13 protein-coding genes are annotated in these 15,900 nt (G+C 63.8%); 5 read left to right on the top strand and 8 right to left on the bottom strand.

Going from position 1 to position 15,900, the window contains the following annotated elements; genetic code table 11:
- Window positions 1–24: 24 nt before the first annotated feature.
- Window positions 25–720, top strand: a complete 696-nt coding sequence (locus VSR82_RS14410) for a copper homeostasis protein CutC (protein WP_429461166.1) — start codon at window positions 25–27, stop codon at window positions 718–720.
- Window positions 721–744: 24 nt separating this feature from the next.
- Here VSR82_RS14410 and VSR82_RS14405 read toward each other — a convergent pair whose 3' ends face one another.
- Both VSR82_RS14405 and VSR82_RS14400 read right to left on the bottom strand, forming a co-directional pair.
- Window positions 745–4,332: an indolepyruvate ferredoxin oxidoreductase family protein gene (locus VSR82_RS14405; protein WP_498857774.1), complete on the bottom strand. Its 3,588-nt coding sequence runs from the start codon at window positions 4,330–4,332 to the stop codon at window positions 745–747.
- A gap of 242 nt (window positions 4,333–4,574) precedes the next feature.
- A complete protein-coding gene (locus VSR82_RS14400) occupies window positions 4,575–5,552 on the bottom strand; it encodes an ion channel (protein WP_368583289.1) in 978 nt (325 codons plus the stop codon).
- 581 nt (window positions 5,553–6,133) lie between these two features.
- Between VSR82_RS14400 and VSR82_RS14395 the strand changes: the two genes are divergently transcribed.
- Window positions 6,134–6,709: a DUF3828 domain-containing protein gene (locus VSR82_RS14395; RefSeq protein ID WP_429461163.1), complete on the top strand. Its 576-nt coding sequence runs from the start codon at window positions 6,134–6,136 to the stop codon at window positions 6,707–6,709.
- 91 nt (window positions 6,710–6,800) lie between these two features.
- Here VSR82_RS14395 and VSR82_RS14390 read toward each other — a convergent pair whose 3' ends face one another.
- From VSR82_RS14390 to VSR82_RS14365, 6 genes are all read right to left on the bottom strand, one after another.
- Window positions 6,801–7,046: a hypothetical protein gene (locus tag VSR82_RS14390; RefSeq protein ID WP_410848257.1), complete on the bottom strand. Its 246-nt coding sequence runs from the start codon at window positions 7,044–7,046 to the stop codon at window positions 6,801–6,803.
- A gap of 71 nt (window positions 7,047–7,117) precedes the next feature.
- Window positions 7,118–7,348 carry a hypothetical protein gene (locus tag VSR82_RS14385; protein WP_176383813.1) on the bottom strand — a complete coding sequence of 77 codons (231 nt, stop codon included), beginning with the start codon at window positions 7,346–7,348 and terminating at the stop codon, window positions 7,118–7,120.
- 153 nt (window positions 7,349–7,501) lie between these two features.
- On the bottom strand, window positions 7,502–8,410 hold the full coding sequence (locus VSR82_RS14380) for a carbohydrate kinase family protein (RefSeq protein ID WP_429461161.1): 909 nt from the start codon (window positions 8,408–8,410) through the stop codon (window positions 7,502–7,504).
- A complete protein-coding gene (locus VSR82_RS14375; protein ID WP_368583292.1) occupies window positions 8,407–9,708 on the bottom strand; it encodes an AGE family epimerase/isomerase in 1,302 nt (433 codons plus the stop codon). Before VSR82_RS14375 ends, VSR82_RS14380 begins: the two co-directional genes overlap by 4 nt.
- Entirely contained in the window at window positions 9,705–10,691 is a 987-nt protein-coding gene (locus VSR82_RS14370; protein ID WP_368624069.1) for a LacI family DNA-binding transcriptional regulator, read from the bottom strand. Before VSR82_RS14370 ends, VSR82_RS14375 begins: the two co-directional genes overlap by 4 nt.
- Window positions 10,692–11,062: 371 nt before the next feature.
- Entirely contained in the window at window positions 11,063–12,088 is a 1,026-nt protein-coding gene (locus VSR82_RS14365; protein WP_429461157.1) for a bile acid:sodium symporter family protein, read from the bottom strand.
- 535 nt (window positions 12,089–12,623) lie between these two features.
- On the opposite strand from VSR82_RS14365, the gene VSR82_RS14360 reads away from it, so the two are divergent.
- From VSR82_RS14360 to VSR82_RS14350, 3 genes are all read left to right on the top strand, one after another.
- A complete protein-coding gene (locus tag VSR82_RS14360) occupies window positions 12,624–13,145 on the top strand; it encodes a hypothetical protein (RefSeq protein ID WP_368583359.1) in 522 nt (173 codons plus the stop codon).
- 558 nt (window positions 13,146–13,703) lie between these two features.
- Window positions 13,704–14,789, top strand: coding sequence for a porin (locus VSR82_RS14355; RefSeq protein ID WP_368583295.1), 1,086 nt, complete (start codon window positions 13,704–13,706; stop codon window positions 14,787–14,789).
- 151 nt (window positions 14,790–14,940) lie between these two features.
- The gene (locus tag VSR82_RS14350; RefSeq protein WP_368583296.1) at window positions 14,941–15,873 is read left to right on the top strand and encodes a LysR family transcriptional regulator; all 933 of its coding nucleotides are present in this window, start codon (window positions 14,941–14,943) and stop codon (window positions 15,871–15,873) included.
- Window positions 15,874–15,900: the final 27 nt, after the last annotated feature.

Below are 15,900 nucleotides of genomic sequence, written 5' to 3'. Positions count from 1 at the left end.
TTTAATCGAAATCAGCCTGCGCTCATGTCCGTGCTGCTCGAAGTGATTGCCACGACCGTCGCCGATGCGCGCGCTGCCGCGCAAGCCGGAGCCGACCGTCTCGAACTCGTGACCGCGATGGGCGAGGGCGGTCTGACGCCGAGTGTGGGCTTGATCGAGGCGGTGGTAGCCGCGGTCCGCATCCCCGTGAACGTGATCGTGCGGCCGCATAGCCGCTCGTTCGTCTACGACGCCGACGATTACGCGGTGATGCTGCGCGACATCCGTGCGGTGAAGGCGGCGGGCGCGAACGGCATCGTGATCGGCATGCTGGATGCCGAGCGCGCGATCGACCGTGAAGGTCTCGCGCGCGCGTGCGAAGCTGCCGATGGACTCGCGATCACGTTCCATCGCGCGTTCGATGAAGCGCGCGATCTGCGCGAAGCGCTCGATGTATTGCTCGGTTTCGACGCGGTGACGAACGTGCTGACGTCGGGCGGAAAGCCGTCGGTGCTGCAGGCGCAAGCCGTGGTCAGCGAGCTGGTGCGGCAGGCTGAAGGCTCGCCGTGCACGGTGCTCGCCGGTGCCGGCTTGACGGTCGATGCGGTCGCGGACTTCGTGAGCAACACGCACGTCGAGGCCGTCCATTTCGGCTCCGGCGTGCGGGTGAACGGCAACGGACTCGCGCCCGTCGATCCGGCGAAAGTGATGCAGGTGAGGGCGCTGCTCGACGCGACGTAAAACCGAGCAGCGCAACGAACGTACTTACTTCGCGACCACCACCGGAATGCCGCGCAATTGCCCGGCGCCCTTCATTTCCTCGAGCGACTTCTTCACCGCGACACCCGTCGCAGCATCGATGCCGAGGCGCGCGGCGAGGTCGCGTTCACCACGCTTGACCCCCGCCAGATTCGCCAGCTTCACGTGCCCATAACCGCGTACGCGCGCATGCAGTTCAGCGAGTTTCGCGACGTCGTCGAGATGGCTCGCGTCGAGTTTTGCCAGCGCGCGTTGCAGCGTGGTTTCGTAATCGCTCGCGAGTTCGCGCTCCATCTTGCGCTCGAGTGTGCGGCCGAACGGATCGAGCGCCGTGCCGCGAAGACCTCGCCATTTCGCGAGCAGGCCGAGCACGGGCCACATCCACTGACCATAGGTCTTCTTCGTGGGCACGGCGCCGGGCTGCGCGCGCGTAAGCGTCGGCGGCGCGAGGTTGAAGCGGATCGTGAAGTCCTTGCCGGCAGCGCCCTCGAACTGCGCTTCGAGCGCTTCGCGGAACGCGGCATCCGTATGCAGACGTGCGACTTCGTACTCATCCTTCACCGCGAGCAGCCGATAGAACGTCGTCGCGACTGCACGTGTCACCCGCTCGCTCGTCTTATCGACGGCCGTTTCCGCGCGGCGAGCCGTATCGACTAGCGTGCGATAGCGCTTCACGTAAGCGGCACCGCCATACGCGAGCAGACGTGCTTCACGATGCGCGATCAGCTCGTCGAGCGTATCGACCCGCACGCCCGGCTTCGGCGCATGGCGCGACTGCCACAGCGATTCGAGCGCGGCCGGATCAGCCGCGGCCATGCGCCCGATCGAAAACGCGAGCTGGTTCATCTGCACGGCGACGTTGTTCAGTTCGATCGCGCGCATCATCGCGGCGAACGATACCGGCACCAAACCGAGCTGCCACGCGAAACCGAGCATCAGAATGTTCGCGCCGATCGTGTCCCCGAGAAAACGCGTAGCGAGCGCTTGCGCGTCGCACGTCGACATGCGCTCTGCACCGGCCGCGTGACGCATCTTGTCGATCAGCGCGTCGGCATGCAGCGTCGCGTCCGGGTTCTGCACGAAGCTCGCGTTCGGAATCGCATGCGTGTTGACGACGATGCGCGTGCGGCCATGCCGCACCGTCTGCAGCGCATCGGCGCTCGCGCCGACCACCATGTCGCAGGCGAGCAGCACGTCGGCCTGCTGCGTGTCGATGCGCACCTGGTTCAGCCATTCGTCGCGCGCGGCAAAACGCACGAACGACAGCACCGCGCCGCCCTTTTGCGCGAAGCCCATGAAGTCGAGCACCGACGCGCTCTTGCCTTCGAGGTGCGCGGCCATGCTGATCAATGCGCCGACCGTCACGACACCGGTGCCGCCGACTCCGGTGACGAGGATGTCGTACGGCGCGGCATCGAGTGGCGTCGCGGGAATCGGCAAGGCGTTGACTTGGGCGGCGAGCGCCTGCGGATCGAAGGCGACGCCCGCGGCCTTTTTCAGCGTGCCGCCTTCGACGGTGACGAAGCTCGGGCAAAAGCCGTTCACGCACGAGTAGTCCTTGTTGCACGACGACTGATCGATGCGGCGCTTGCGACCGAGCGCGGTTTCCACCGGTTCCACCGACAAACAGTTCGACTGCACGCCGCAATCGCCGCAGCCTTCGCAGACTTCTTCGTTGATGAAGAGCCGCTTGTTCGGATCGGGGAACTCGCCTTTCTTGCGACGACGGCGTTTTTCGGCCGCGCAGGTCTGGTCGTAGATCAGCACGGTCACGCCGTCAGTGTCGCGCAACTCGCGCTGCACCGCGTCCATCTCGCTGCGATGGTGAAACGTCGTGCCCTGCGGAAACTGGCCGTGATGGCCGTCGTATTTCTCGGGCTCGTCGCTGACCACGACGAAACGCGACACGCCCTCGGCTTCGACCTGTCGCGCGATCTGCGGCACGGAGATGCTGCCGTCGACGGGCTGGCCGCCCGTCATCGCGACCGCGTCGTTATAGAGGATCTTGTAGGTGATCGTCGCTTTCGCCGCGACCGCCTGGCGGATCGCGAGAATGCCCGAGTGAAAATAGGTGCCGTCGCCGAGATTCTGGAATACGTGGCGGGTCTTCGTGAACATCGAATGCGCGGCCCAGTCGACGCCTTCGCCGCCCATCTGAATCAGCCCGGTCGTATCGCGCTCCATCCACGACGCCATGAAGTGACAGCCGATGCCGGCCTGCGCGATCGAACCGTCCGGCACTTTCGTCGACGTGTTGTGCGGACAGCCGGAGCAGAAGTACGGCGTGCGCTTCACGCTGTCCGCCGCGTTCGACAGGATCTGCGGCGCGACCAGATCGACGACGCGTTCGCGGCGATCGAGCGCCGGCTTGTGCTTCGCGAGCCAGTTCGCGAACACCGGCAGGATGCGCGACGGCCGCAATTCGCCGAGCGACGACAGCAGCAACGTGCCATCTTCGGCGTGCTTGCCGATCACGACCGGCCGCGTGCCTTGCGTGCGGTTGTACAGATAGTCCTTGATCTGCTGCTCGATCACGGGGCCCTTCTCTTCGATCACGAGCACTTCGGACAGGCCCGATACGAACGCGTCGATGCGTGTCATCTCCAGCGGAAACGACAGCCCGACCTTGTAGATGCGCACGCCGGCCGCGTCGAGATCGGCGACCGTCAGATCGAGCCGGCGCAGCGCTTCCATCAGATCGAGATGCGCCTTGCCGCACGTGACGATGCCGACATTCGCGTGCGGGCTCGGCGCGATCCATTTGTCGATGCTGTTGATGCGCGCAAACCGGCGCACCGCGTCGAGCTTCGCGTGCAGACGCGCTTCGATCGTCAGGCTCGGCAGATCGGGCCAGCGGTTGTGCAAACCGCCGGCTGGTGCTTCGAATTCCTGCGGCGGTGCCCATTCGGTTTGCAGCGCGTCGAGATCGACGGTCGAGCCCGATTCGACGGTCTCCGAAATCGCCTTGTAGCCGACCCACGCGCCCGAGAAGCGCGACAACGCCCAGCCGTACAGGCCGAATTCGAGCATGTCCGCGATGTTCGACGGATTCACCACCGGCATATGCCACGCCATCATCGCGAAGTCGCTCTGATGCGGCATCGACGACGACACACAGCCGTGATCGTCGCCCGCGACCACCAGCACGCCGCCGTGCGGCGACGAGCCGTACGCGTTGCCGTGCTTCAGCGCATCGCCCGCGCGGTCGACGCCCGGGCCCTTGCCGTACCACATCGCGAATACGCCGTCGACGGTGCGCTCGGGATCGGCTTCGACGCGCTGCGTGCCGAGCACGGCGGTGCCGCCGAGTTCTTCGTTGATCGCGGGCAGAAAGCGGACGTCGCTCGCAGCGAGCAGTTTTTTCGCCTTCCACAATTGCTGATCGACCATGCCGAGCGGCGAGCCGCGATAGCCGCTGATGAAACCGGCGGTGTTCAGGGCGCGGGTTTTGTCGAGCGCACGCTGCATCAGAGGCAGGCGCACGAGCGCCTGGGTGCCGGTCAGAAAGATCCGGCCGCGCGTCGCGGTGAGATTGTCGGAAAGCTTGTAGTCGGCGAGAGCGGGCGTGCCGTCGATGGGCAGGCGAGCGGTCATGGGGGAGTCTCCAATGTTCTGGCTCGGCGCGCGGGTGGTGGGGTCACCGATACCGCGCAGCGAAAGAGACTCTATTTTTTAGCGCTCGCGGGAGTGAATTATTGCTTCTTTAATCGGGCGTGCGCGAATGGGCGCGATGACTCGCGCGTTTCGGCCCGCTTTTGAGCCGGATTTGCCATGCGGCGGCGCGCTTCGGGTATCCCCTGGGTATCGTGGGGCGTCGAATGGGACTGTGGCTATTGCTACTGCGCGGTGTTCGCCGCGATGTCGGGTTGGAGCGGCGCCGCATCGAGCGGCACGATCTCGTCGAAGTGCGAATAGTCGATGTGGCTCACGCCGTCTTGCTCGCTCATGATGTCGACGAACCGGTGCTGCCAGACGATCTGGTCGCAGGTCCACATGTGGCGCGCCTGCATGGTTTGCGACGTCGATTCGTCGATGCCTTCGAGGGTGAGCAGCAGCGACACATCGCGGCCCTTCAACGATTCGGCGTTTTCGCCGAACAGCGGACTCGCTTCGTCGATGATGTGCATCAGCGTCCAGCCGAGCTTGAACACCGGGTGCTGGTCGCGTACCAGCGTGAGGTCGTAGAGCTTGCGCAGCGTAAAGCCTTCGATCGACGTCTCCAGACGCATGATGCGCAGCCGCGCGCGTGCCTCGGCAATCACGTTCTGACGCGCGTTGGCCGAGCGCACCATCAACGTCATGCGGCCGTCGATCGGCCGGATCACCGCATAGCGCGCGAACATGATCTTGGCGTGTGGCCGCGAAAAGCGCGCGAAGATCAGCCCGGTCGCCAACGCGATGCTGGACATGCCGATGAAGATTTCCAGCGTCGCGATCCAGTGCGCGTAGACGGTTTGCGGATGCATGTCGCCGTAGCCGACCGTGGCGAGCGTTTCGACGCTAAAGAAGAACGCGCCGCCGAAGCCCTTCGGAAACAGATTCGCGATCGGAGCGTCGCCGAGCATGTAGAGCATCGCGAACACGGTGTTGAGCAGCAGGAACAGCAGCGCGAGCGACACGAAGAACACCGGCCAGCGCACGCCGAGCGCGCGGTGATACAGGTCTTGCCACAACGGTGTCGGCATGCCGTGCGCGATCACCACGCGATCGTCGAGACGCATTTCGCGGCTGCCGCGTGGGCGGCGCCTCGGCGCGCTCGTGTCGGTGTCGGGGTCGCCGAGCGTGGAAAAACGGTCTGACGGTTCGGTTGCCATCACGCGCTCGTGGGGATCAATACAGGCACAGCGTAGCATGGCGCGAGAGGGGGTAGAGAGGGGCGAAGCGGCGCCGTTGCCTTGCAGTTTTGCGAATGACATTCAGCATTCCGACGTTATATGACAAGGCTCATGTAGTTGACTGGACCGTGCCGATCAGCTTGATTTACCTCGTCACTAGCATGGTAGTGACGAGGGTTATTTTTATTCGGAAAAGCTATCTCAATTTAAATTGTTTTCGAGATAATCAAATGTCTTGGTTTGTTTTTTTAATTTGCTGTACCATTCCGAAATCAAAATATGATTGAAATAATCTGATATGTCGTGGGATAAGACCGCTGCTGTTAACTATTTGCACTCGAATGCAAGACCAGTGAGCCGTGGAGAATGCGCCCGGTACGTTAGAGAAGCAATTGAGCGAGGCGGAATTGTATTGGCTCGCACCCGGTCCGCGAAAGACTACGGGCTTTCGTTGGCTCACGCTGGGTTTCGTGCGGTATCGACAGCCTCTCCCCAAAAAGGCGATGTAATCGTGATCGACGGCATCCATTTGCATCCGCACGGACATATGGCAACGTACGATGGACAATACTGGATTTCCGATTTCAAGCAGTGGCGTGGCTTCTATCCCGGTTCCGATTACCGGTCCGCACGACCGGATTACAAGATCTATCGCCACGATTGAGGTTGCATCCATGAGAAAATATCTGGCGATTTTTATCGCCGCGCTGTTGCTGATTTTTAACGGCACCTCATATGCAGGAAACGCGACCCACGCCGAACAAGCAACTCCCGAGACCCGCGTAAGAGATTTCTACGCATGGTTCATTCCGCGCCTGGCCGCAGACCGCGACTATCCGATCATGGACAAGGAGATATACAGGCACGTTGCAAAACCAACCGTCGATTTATTACGAAAGCAATATCAGGCCAACAAATTCTCCGAAGATGCGGAGTACTTCACGAAAGTGCAAGACTTCGACGAGAAAGATTGGGCCGGGCATATAGCGGTGCATCCAGTCTTCATGCTCGACAGCGTGGCGCTCATGGCTGTTACGTTCGGCTTGAAAGACAAACAGACCAATATCGTGTTTTTGCGCCAGGAAAACGGAATCTGGAAGATCACCAAAGTCGTCGACACGCTCGACTATCGCTGACAGCTCAGCGTTATCTTGCGTGGCGACGCGCAGCGCTCAAGGCCGCCACGGCGAATCTCGACGCGACCTCAAAAAGCGCGTCGACAACCGCTTACGGAAACACGTGCGGCTTCGGAATCCCCGCGCCGTGCTCGATATCGTCGACGGCCTGCCGATGCGCGCTTTCCACCGCTTCGGCCTGCTCGGCAAAGCCCGCGTCGCCGCCGACCGTGGTCCACGGCTTGACGGGCTTCTCGCGATGACGGATTTCGTATTCCGCGTCCCAGCGCGCGCCGCTCAGCTCGAGCGGACGAACGTGAATCGAATACACGCCGTATTGGAACAGCTGTTCAGACATGATCGCCTCCAGCCGGCCGACCCCGCAGCGGTGCGCCAATGCGCGAGCACGCTGCTGCGCCTTGGTTCGGCCTACAGTTCGATTTCCCCGAGGATTCGATGTGCGAGCGCTTTGGCTTCTTCGAGCGCTTCTCCCGGCGTCGACGACGTCGAGTCGACTTCGTAGAGCGTGGTCTCCTGATCTTCGCTGGGTTCGCCCTCGTCGCGCGCGAGGGTGACGACACCTTGAAAGGCGTCCTGTGCGACTTCTCTTATCGACGCAGTGGCCGTGTAGATCCCTTTTGTGTAGGTGACGTCCTCCATGGCCTCGCTCCTTTTCGCAAAGGTTTCGATATTTTCATCCTAGCACGGCGTGGCGGGATCGGTTCCCGCCCAGGCCGGCTTCGCGCCGCGCGACGTGCTCGACATCCGTCACGCTACGCGCGCCCCAAGGCAGCAGAATTACAGCGCCGCGTTTTACAGCAGCGCGACCACCTCGTCGAGCGTCGGCGCGTGCGCGCCGGCATGGCCGCAAGCCGCAGCGCCTGCGGCGAGCGCGAATGCGAGATGCTCGGGCCACCGGCGTTGCGGCGCGCTCATCAGGCTGAACAGCAGACCGCCGATCGACGCATCGCCCGCGCCGACCGTATCGACTACTTCGACGCGCGGCGGCTTTGCCTCGATCACCGCGGCGCCGTCGAGCAGCATCGCCGTGTCGGGGCCGCGGGTGACGAGCACGGTGGCGGCCGGATTCATCGCGCGCAATTGCGCGAGCGCGGCGGCTTCGTCGCTGGTCTTGAAGAACATGCGCAAGTCTTCGTCCGATACCTTGATCAGATCCGCGAGCGCGGCCATCTGGCGCAAGGTCGGCTCGTAGCCGTGCTCCATCAGATTGCGATAGTTCGGATCGAAGCTGATCTTCACGCCGTGCGAGCGCAACTCGGCGGCGAGCGCCGCGAGCGTATCGCCGAGCGGCTGACGCACGAGGCTGATGCCGCCGAAGTGCGCCCATTTCACTGCGTTCATCCAGCCGGCCGGTAGCCTGGCTGGATCGAACGCGAGGTCGGCGCTGTTCTCGCCCATGAAGAAGTACGCGGGAGGATGCGTCTGATGCACGATCGCGAGCAGCGGCGGGTGCTCGACGCGCTGCAGGAAGCGCATGTCGAGCCCGGCGGCGACGCTCGCGTCCCACAGCTCGTCAGAGAAGTTATCGACGCCCAGCGAGCCCGCGCACGCGGTCGGCAGGCCGAGCCGCGCGACGCAGCGCGCGACGTTCCAGCCGGCGCCGCCCGGACGCGACAGCCAATGCGATGCTCCGGTGCGCACGAGGTCGGTGAGGATGTCACCGGCGGACACGAAAACGGGGAGGTCGGTGGTCGCGCTCATTGTGCTTTCTCCGCTGAAACCGCTGCGGCGGGCGCGGTCGATCCTGCAGACGCGTCTTCGCCGAGCGCATGGGCGAGCACTTCGTAGCACGCGCCCATCGTGTGATAGTCGGTCTTGCCGGCCGGGCTCTTTTCGTCGCTGTACTTGCGGTTGTCGCAAGTCAGGATGCGATACCACGCGCCGTACTTGTGGTCGACGAAATGCGTCCAGCTATAGCGCCAGATCTCGTCGTACCAGTCCCAGAAGCGCTCGTTGCCGGTGCGCTTGCCTAGCAGCGCGGCGGCCGCGAACGTCTCGGCCTGCACCCAGAAGTACTTGTCGTGATCGCACACGGTGCCGTCGGGGCCGAAGCCGTAGTAGAGGCCGCCGTGGTCTTCGTCCCATGCGTGCGTCATCGCGGCGTCGAACAGTTCGATCGCGCGCGGCAGCAGCCACGGCAGCGGACGGAAGCGTTCGAGAATCAGCAGCAGCTTCGCCCATTCGGTTTGATGGCCCGGCTGGAAGCCCCACGGACGGAAGATGTTCGAGCTGTCTTCCTCGTTGTAATGCCAGTCGACCGACCAGTCCGCGTGAAAGTGCTCCCACACGAGTCCTTGCGACAGCTTCGCCTGGCGCAGCGTGATGTTCGACGCGACGCGCTCGGCGCGATCGAGATACACCAGATGACCGGTCGCCTCGTGCGCGGCGAGCAGCGCCTCGGTGGTATGCATGTTCGCGTTCTGCCCGCGATACGTGCTGACGCGCCAGTCGGCCGATGCGTCGTCGGCATAGAGGCCGGCGGCGGGGTCCCAGAAGCGGTGCTCCATCAGTTCAAAGGTCGCGCCGATCATCGGTTTCGCTTCTTCGATGCCGGCCATCGCCGCATGCGAGTATGCGAGCAGCACGAACGCGAGGCCGTAGCAGTGGCGCGTCGCGTCGAGCGTGCGTTTTCTGCCGTCGCGCCATTCGATTTCCCAGTCGTAGCCCTCGTGCTGCGAGTCCCAGTGCGCGTCGCGCAGAAAGCGCAGGCCGTGCCGCGCGTATTCGAGGTGCTTCGGGTCGCCGAACTGCCGGTACGCCATCGCGTAGTTGAACACGTAGCGGCAACTGCTCACCAAATGGCGCGTGGTCCGGTTGTAGACCGAACCGTCGTCGCGGAAGAAGTGGTAGAAGCCGCCGCTCGGGTCGAGCACGTTCGGCGCATAGAAGCGCAGCGTGTCCTCGATGTGCGCGAGCAAAAACTCGCGCTTGCGGAAGCTGGCGACCGGCGGCGCCTTCACGACGTCGGTGAGAGGGTGATGCGGATCGGTTTTCGTCATGGCGTTTTCACCAAAGTACTGGCACGGGCAACGAGTTGAACGGGCAAGCGGACTTCGAGTTCGGCGGGCGAGTCTTCGAGCAGCAGTTCGACGCCGCGTCGGCCGAGCGCTTCCTTGTCGACAGCGATCGTCGATAGCGGCGGGGTCGAGTGGGCGGCGGCGGGAATGTCGTCGAAACCGATGATCGCGATGTCGTCGGGCACGCTCAGACCGCGCGCGAGGCATACGCGCAGCGCGGCGAGCGCGGCGGCATCGTTGAATGCGAATACGGCGTCGGGGCGCGGGCCCGGCGCGTCGAGCAGGCGCTGCATCGCGCGCGCGGCGCCGGTGTCGGGATCGAGCCCGGCGTCGATGGTCACTTCGAGCGACGGGTCGAACAGCAGCCCCGCTTCGAAGAACGCGCGCCGGTAGCCGAGCGCGCGCTCGGCGATGCTGAAGTGCGCGAGCGAGCCGCCGATGAACGCGACGCGCTTGCGCTGCTGCGCGAACAGATGGCGCATCGCGAGGGTGGCGCCGCCGGCGTTGTCGAGATTGACCGAGCGCAGGCCCGGCGACCATAGATCGATCAGCACCAGTGGGCGTTGCATCGCGACCAGCGTGGCGAGCGTTTCGGGCTCGACGAAGCCGGCGATCGCGACGGCGTCGGGCGCGTGCAGGCGCATCTGGTGAATCACGTCCTCGGTCGGCCCGGCGGTGAGCACCGACGGCACGATGCCGCGCTCGCGGCACGCGTCTTCGACGCCGTGCAGCACGTGCGAGAAAAACGGGCTCGCGGCGAAGTTGTTGTGCTGACGATGCAGCAGGAAAGTCAGGCGACGGATGCGCGGACGCAGCTGCGCCGAATCGTAGCCGAGTTGGCGCGCCGCTCGGACGACGCGTTCGCGCGTGGCCTCGGAAAGGCCCGGCTGATTTTTGAGCGCGCGCGACACGGTGCCGATCGAAACGCTGGCCGCGCGGGCGACGTCGCGGATGGTTGTTGCCATCGAATGAAGCTGCCGCGCAAGGCGAGGCAGCACGGGTTCAGGTCGGGCGATTGTATAGTAAAACGCTGCCAAAACAGCCCGCAAAACGTCCGAGCAACACCGGTAAATACCCGTATTTTATGGAGTTGTCTGAAGTTAAAGTGTTTAGTAAAAAAGACTAAACAATAGGTGGGCCGCCGTTTTCGACGTTCATCCAGAATCGTCCTATGCCATCCGGCCGAGGCGACAGCGAGAGCGTTTGCGCGTGAAATAGCGACAACGGCCAATGAAGCGCCAAAAGAAAAAGCCGCCCGAAGGCGGCTTGCTTCACACGATCAAAACGACGCTCAGGGAGGGCGCTTATGAATGTCCTGTTTGCATTGCGTGTGCGTTCAACGGCGCGCGACGGCGGCGGCGGGTCGCCGCGCCGCCGCCTCGCTCTCGCCGCTGAGGTCGCGGGCGCCCCAGCGCTGCGCGAGCGCGGCGCAGACCATCAGCTGGATCTGATGGAACAGCATCAGCGGCAGCACCACGGCGCCGACCGCGTGCGACGCGAAGATCACCTTGGCCATCGGCACGCCGGCGGCGAGGCTCTTCTTCGAGCCGCAGAAGATGATCGTGATCTGGTCCGCGCGGTTGAAACCGAGCCGCTTGCTCGCGAAGATCGTCATGCCCAGCGCGAGCGCGAGCAGCACGCAGCTCACCACGACGAGGCCGCCGAGCGCAGAAAGCGGAATCGTGTGCCACAGGCCTTCGGTGACGGCCTCGCTGAACGCGCCGTACACGACGAGCAGGATCGAGCCCTGGTCGACGAACTTCAGCACGCCGCGATTCTTCTCGATCCACTTGCCGATCAGCGGGCGCAGCAGTTGGCCGGCCACGAACGGCACGAGCAGTTGCAGCACGATGTTGCCGATCGTATGCCACGGCGAAGTGCCGCCGCTCGCGGCCTGATTCGTCACGATGAGGCTGACGAGTGCTGGGGTGACGAAGATGCCGAGCAGGCTCGAGGCGGACGCGCTGCATACCGCGGCCGGCACGTTGCCCTTGGCAATGGACGTGAACGCGATCGACGACTGGACCGTCGATGGCAGCGTGCAGAGGAAGAGGACGCCGGCGTAGAGCGACGGTGTGACCAGCGGCGAAAGGACCGGTTTAAGCGCGAGGCCGAGCAGCGGAAACAGCGCGAACGTGCTCAGCAGCACCACCAGGTGAAGGCGCCAGTGCGTCGCGCCCGCAATGATCGCCTCGCGTGACAGCTTCGCGCCGTGCAGGAAGAACAGCAGGCCGACCGCGATGTTCGTCACCCAGTTGAATCCCACCGCGGCCTGTCCATGAACGGGCAGCAGGCTGGCGAGGATCACGGTGCCGACGAGGCACAGCGTGAAGTTATCGGGAAGGAGTTTCGGACGGGCCATGTCGCAATCTCAATTCAATGACGCGGTGTAAGCACGGGACGGGCCTGTCAGGGCGCGGTGCGTGCCAATGTGAAACGACTATTGTTGTCGAAAGTCGATTGAAAACGCAAATTCATTTGCCGAATCGATTAATGAAGTTTGCGCATTGACCCGCGCGGCGCACCCGATTTCAGTATTGGCGACGTGCTTCCTCGCCACAAATCGTTTACCCATTGACGTTGCAGGCGGCGTTTATTTGCAACAAACGGCGCTTGCGTGAGGGAGGTAAAAACGCCCCTTGGCAAGCCGCAAAGACGCCCCCGCACAAGGGCTCCAGCGCGGAAAAACGCCGCAGTAACAGGGTGTTACATCCACCGACGAGACCTAACACTTTTTGGCTCGACACCCTCTGCCCACGACCATAAATTACTCAGTCAAAGGCCGCAGGGATGCCCTGCGCCGCGGCAGGCACGCGGCGCATTTCTCCTCCCGCAACAGGTCCATCGCAGCTCGAACGGTGGATTTCAGGCAAGTCTTCGGGCGTGAGAGTCACAAGGTGGACGGGTTGTCGAGAACGAGGCACTGGGTGTGGGGCGCGGTTATCGCCGTGCTGTGCTCGTTCGCCTATGCGAAGGGGCAAGGTGTGCCGCATGGCGGCGGTGCTTATTCGCACCAGGCTGGGGGCCACGCGCCGCGCATGGAGATGCGCGGCGACGGCCATTACGCCGGCCCGGGCGGTGCGCCCGCTCCGCGCGGCTCGCGCAATGCGACGGCTTGGCGTGACGCACGCGCGCAGCGCGGCAATCCGAACATAACGGACGCCAATTTCGGTTATGGCTTCGGCAGCTACAAGTCCGGCATGCGCCGTGTCGGCGATCCGTCCAGCTATGCCGGCGCGATCACGCCGGTCAGCGCGGAATCGCGTCCGGTGCCGCATCCCCCGTCCAACATGCCGATGCGCAACGGTTCGATCCGCGCCGACGTCGCCCGCTACAACGAAGAGCGCGGCGCCGCGCGTCCGATGCAACGTCCAGCCGACGATCCGCGGCAACCAGGCGGTTCACCCTATCGCAATTAGCTGAGCGCGATTTACCCGATCGTTTCGCGCCATGTGGGCCACGTTCGCCGCTACCTGAACGGGTGAGCCTGCCGGCTTTGCACACAACGCGACCGCATATCGCCTGTCGCAAAACCCGTCCTCCGAATCCCTTCCCGCGATCCCTTGCGCGCCTTCCGCCGCGCCCGAGCGCCCAATCTGACGTTTCGACGCCACACTTTTTTGAAAACGCTCGGCATCGAAGTATCTGTCAGCGTCAAATCTTGGCATTCTGCCGCGTCGCGTCATCGGCCCGTCATTCAAGGCGCTCCCACACGCTGTGGCGCGCCGTTCGCCGCATGCCGCATTGCGTTCGAGGCGCCGGCCGCAGTCCGCTCAAAGTGTCGTATCAAGCCGATAACCGACCAAACTAATCAGACCGATATACCCGCAATAAGCAGCGATATTTTTGTTTATAAAAATGGTCCGCAAAGATGGACCCGCCCCGATTGACTCGACGATCGAACGGATAACAACAACCTTTCGCGCGAGCGCCCCCTTTCGCACAGCCACACCTTTTTGACAAAGATTGGAGAACCCATGAACACAAGCCTCAGCAGCGCGCTGAAGACTACTCTCAAGACCACCGCATGCGTCGCCGCGCTGGCGAGCGCATCGTCGGCGTTCGCGCAATCGAGCGTGCAGCTTTACGGCCAGGTCGACGAATGGGTCGGTGCGCAGAAGTTTCCGGGTGGCAAGACGGCGGTGGTCGTGTCGGGCGGTGGCATGTCGACGTCTTACTGGGGCTTCAAGGGGACCGAGGATCTGGGCAACGGCTACAAGGCGATCTTCACGATCGAAGGCTTCTTCCGCGCGCAAACCGGCGAGTACGGCCGCTTCACCGGTGACACGACGTTCTCGCGTAACGCGTACGTCGGTATCGAAGCGCCGTGGGGCACGGTGACCGCCGGCCGGCTGACGACGCCGCTGTTCGTGTCGACCATCCTGTTCAACCCGTTCGTCGATTCGTACGTGTTCTCGCCGATGGTCACCCACGTGTACCTCGGCCTCGGCACGTTCCCGACTTACACGACCGACCAGGGCGTGACCGGCGACTCGGGCTGGAACAACGCTGTGTCGTATGCGACGCCGAACTTCAACGGCCTGTCGGCGACGGCGATGTACGCGCTCGGCAACACGACGCAGAACGGCGCGAAGAAGTGGAGCGGCCAGGTGCTGTACTTCCACGGCCCGTTCGCGGCGACCGCGGTGTACCAGTACGTGAACTTCAACAACGTGCCGGGCGACCTCGGCAGCTTCGAAACCTCGGGCGTGCCGGGTCTGCGCAGCCAGAGCGTCGCGCAGGCGGGCGTGTCGTACGACCTGAAATTCGTCAAGCTGTACGGCCAGTACATGTACACGTACAACAACCAGCAGGTTACGAGCTGGCACGTGAACACCGGACAGGGCGGCGTCACGGTACCGTTCGGGCCGGGCTCGGTGATGGCGTCCTACGCGTATTCGCGTAACGGCGGCGGTTCGAACCAGACGCGCCAGACGGCGGCGGTCGGCTACGACTATCCGCTGTCCAAGCGCACCGACGTCTATGCCGCGTACATGTATGACCACATCACCGGTCAGTCGAGCGGCAACACGTACGGCGCGGGGTTGCGCGCGAAGTTCTGATCCCGGCGAACGGTTTCACCGCAAAGCCCGCGTTCCGCCCGGAACGCGGGCTTTGTCGTTTTCACCGCAGTCGAAGACCGGATGTTTGCTGCCGTTCCTTTGATAAACTAGGCAAAATGACGTCGATTGATTCCTGAAGCGAGCGACTGAGATGGACACCCTCGTCAGCATGAAAGTATTTCGCCACGTGGTCGAAGCCGGGAGCTTCGTCGGTGCGGCGGAGAAGATGGAGATGTCCGCCGCGATGGCGAGCAAGCACGTGATGCATCTGGAGCAGCAGCTCGGCGCGCGGCTCCTGAACCGCACCACGCGCCGCGTCGCACCGACCGAGGCGGGCCGCGAGTACTACGAGCGGCTCAGTCAGGCGCTCACCGAGCTCGACGAGGCCGGCCAGGCGGTCGGCGCGGCGAGCGTCGTGCCGCATGGGCGACTGCGGGTGTCGTCGCTGTCGGCGTTCGGCCTGAATCACGTGATGGCCGCGGTCGCGGACTACGCCGAGCTGTATCCGCAGGTCACCGTCGATATGACGCTGTCCGATCGCGTCGTCGAGCTGATCGATGAGGGTTTCGACGTCGCGATTCGCGCGTCGCCGGGCGGGCTCAAGTCGTCGTCGCTGATCGCGCGGCAGATCGCGACTGCTCACCTGGTGCTGTGCGCGTCGCCCGCCTATCTGCGCAAGCATGGCACGCCGAAGCGCGTCGCCGATCTCGCGCGCCACAACTATCTGCAGTACGCGGGCGTGTCGGCGCTCGAAGTCGCGACCGGCGACGCGAGCTCGCGCGTGCGCCTGTCGGGCAACCTGATCGTCAATCAGCTCGAGGCGCAGCGCGTGGTCGTGCTGCACGGCGCGGGCATCGCGATGCTCGGCACCGAGGTGATCGGCAGCGATCTCGCCGAAGGGCGGCTCGTGCCGCTGCTCGTCGACGAAGTGCCGCCGCGCGAGCTGCCGATCCACGTCGTCTACACGAGCCGGCGGCATCTGTCGGCCAAGGTCCGCTCGTTCGTCGATTTTCTGGCGGAGCGGTTCGCGAACGAATCGCTGTGGCCGTCGCTCGATGAGATCAAGGGGTTGGCTGTGCGGTAGCGTTTCCCGCAGCACCTAACAGACGCC

The organism is Burkholderia sp. JPY481 (assembly GCF_038900515.1).
Classification (GTDB): domain Bacteria; phylum Pseudomonadota; class Gammaproteobacteria; order Burkholderiales; family Burkholderiaceae; genus Paraburkholderia; species Paraburkholderia youngii.
Note: the sequence above shows the minus strand (reverse complement) of the source record. Positions and strands in the feature narration are given on the sequence as shown.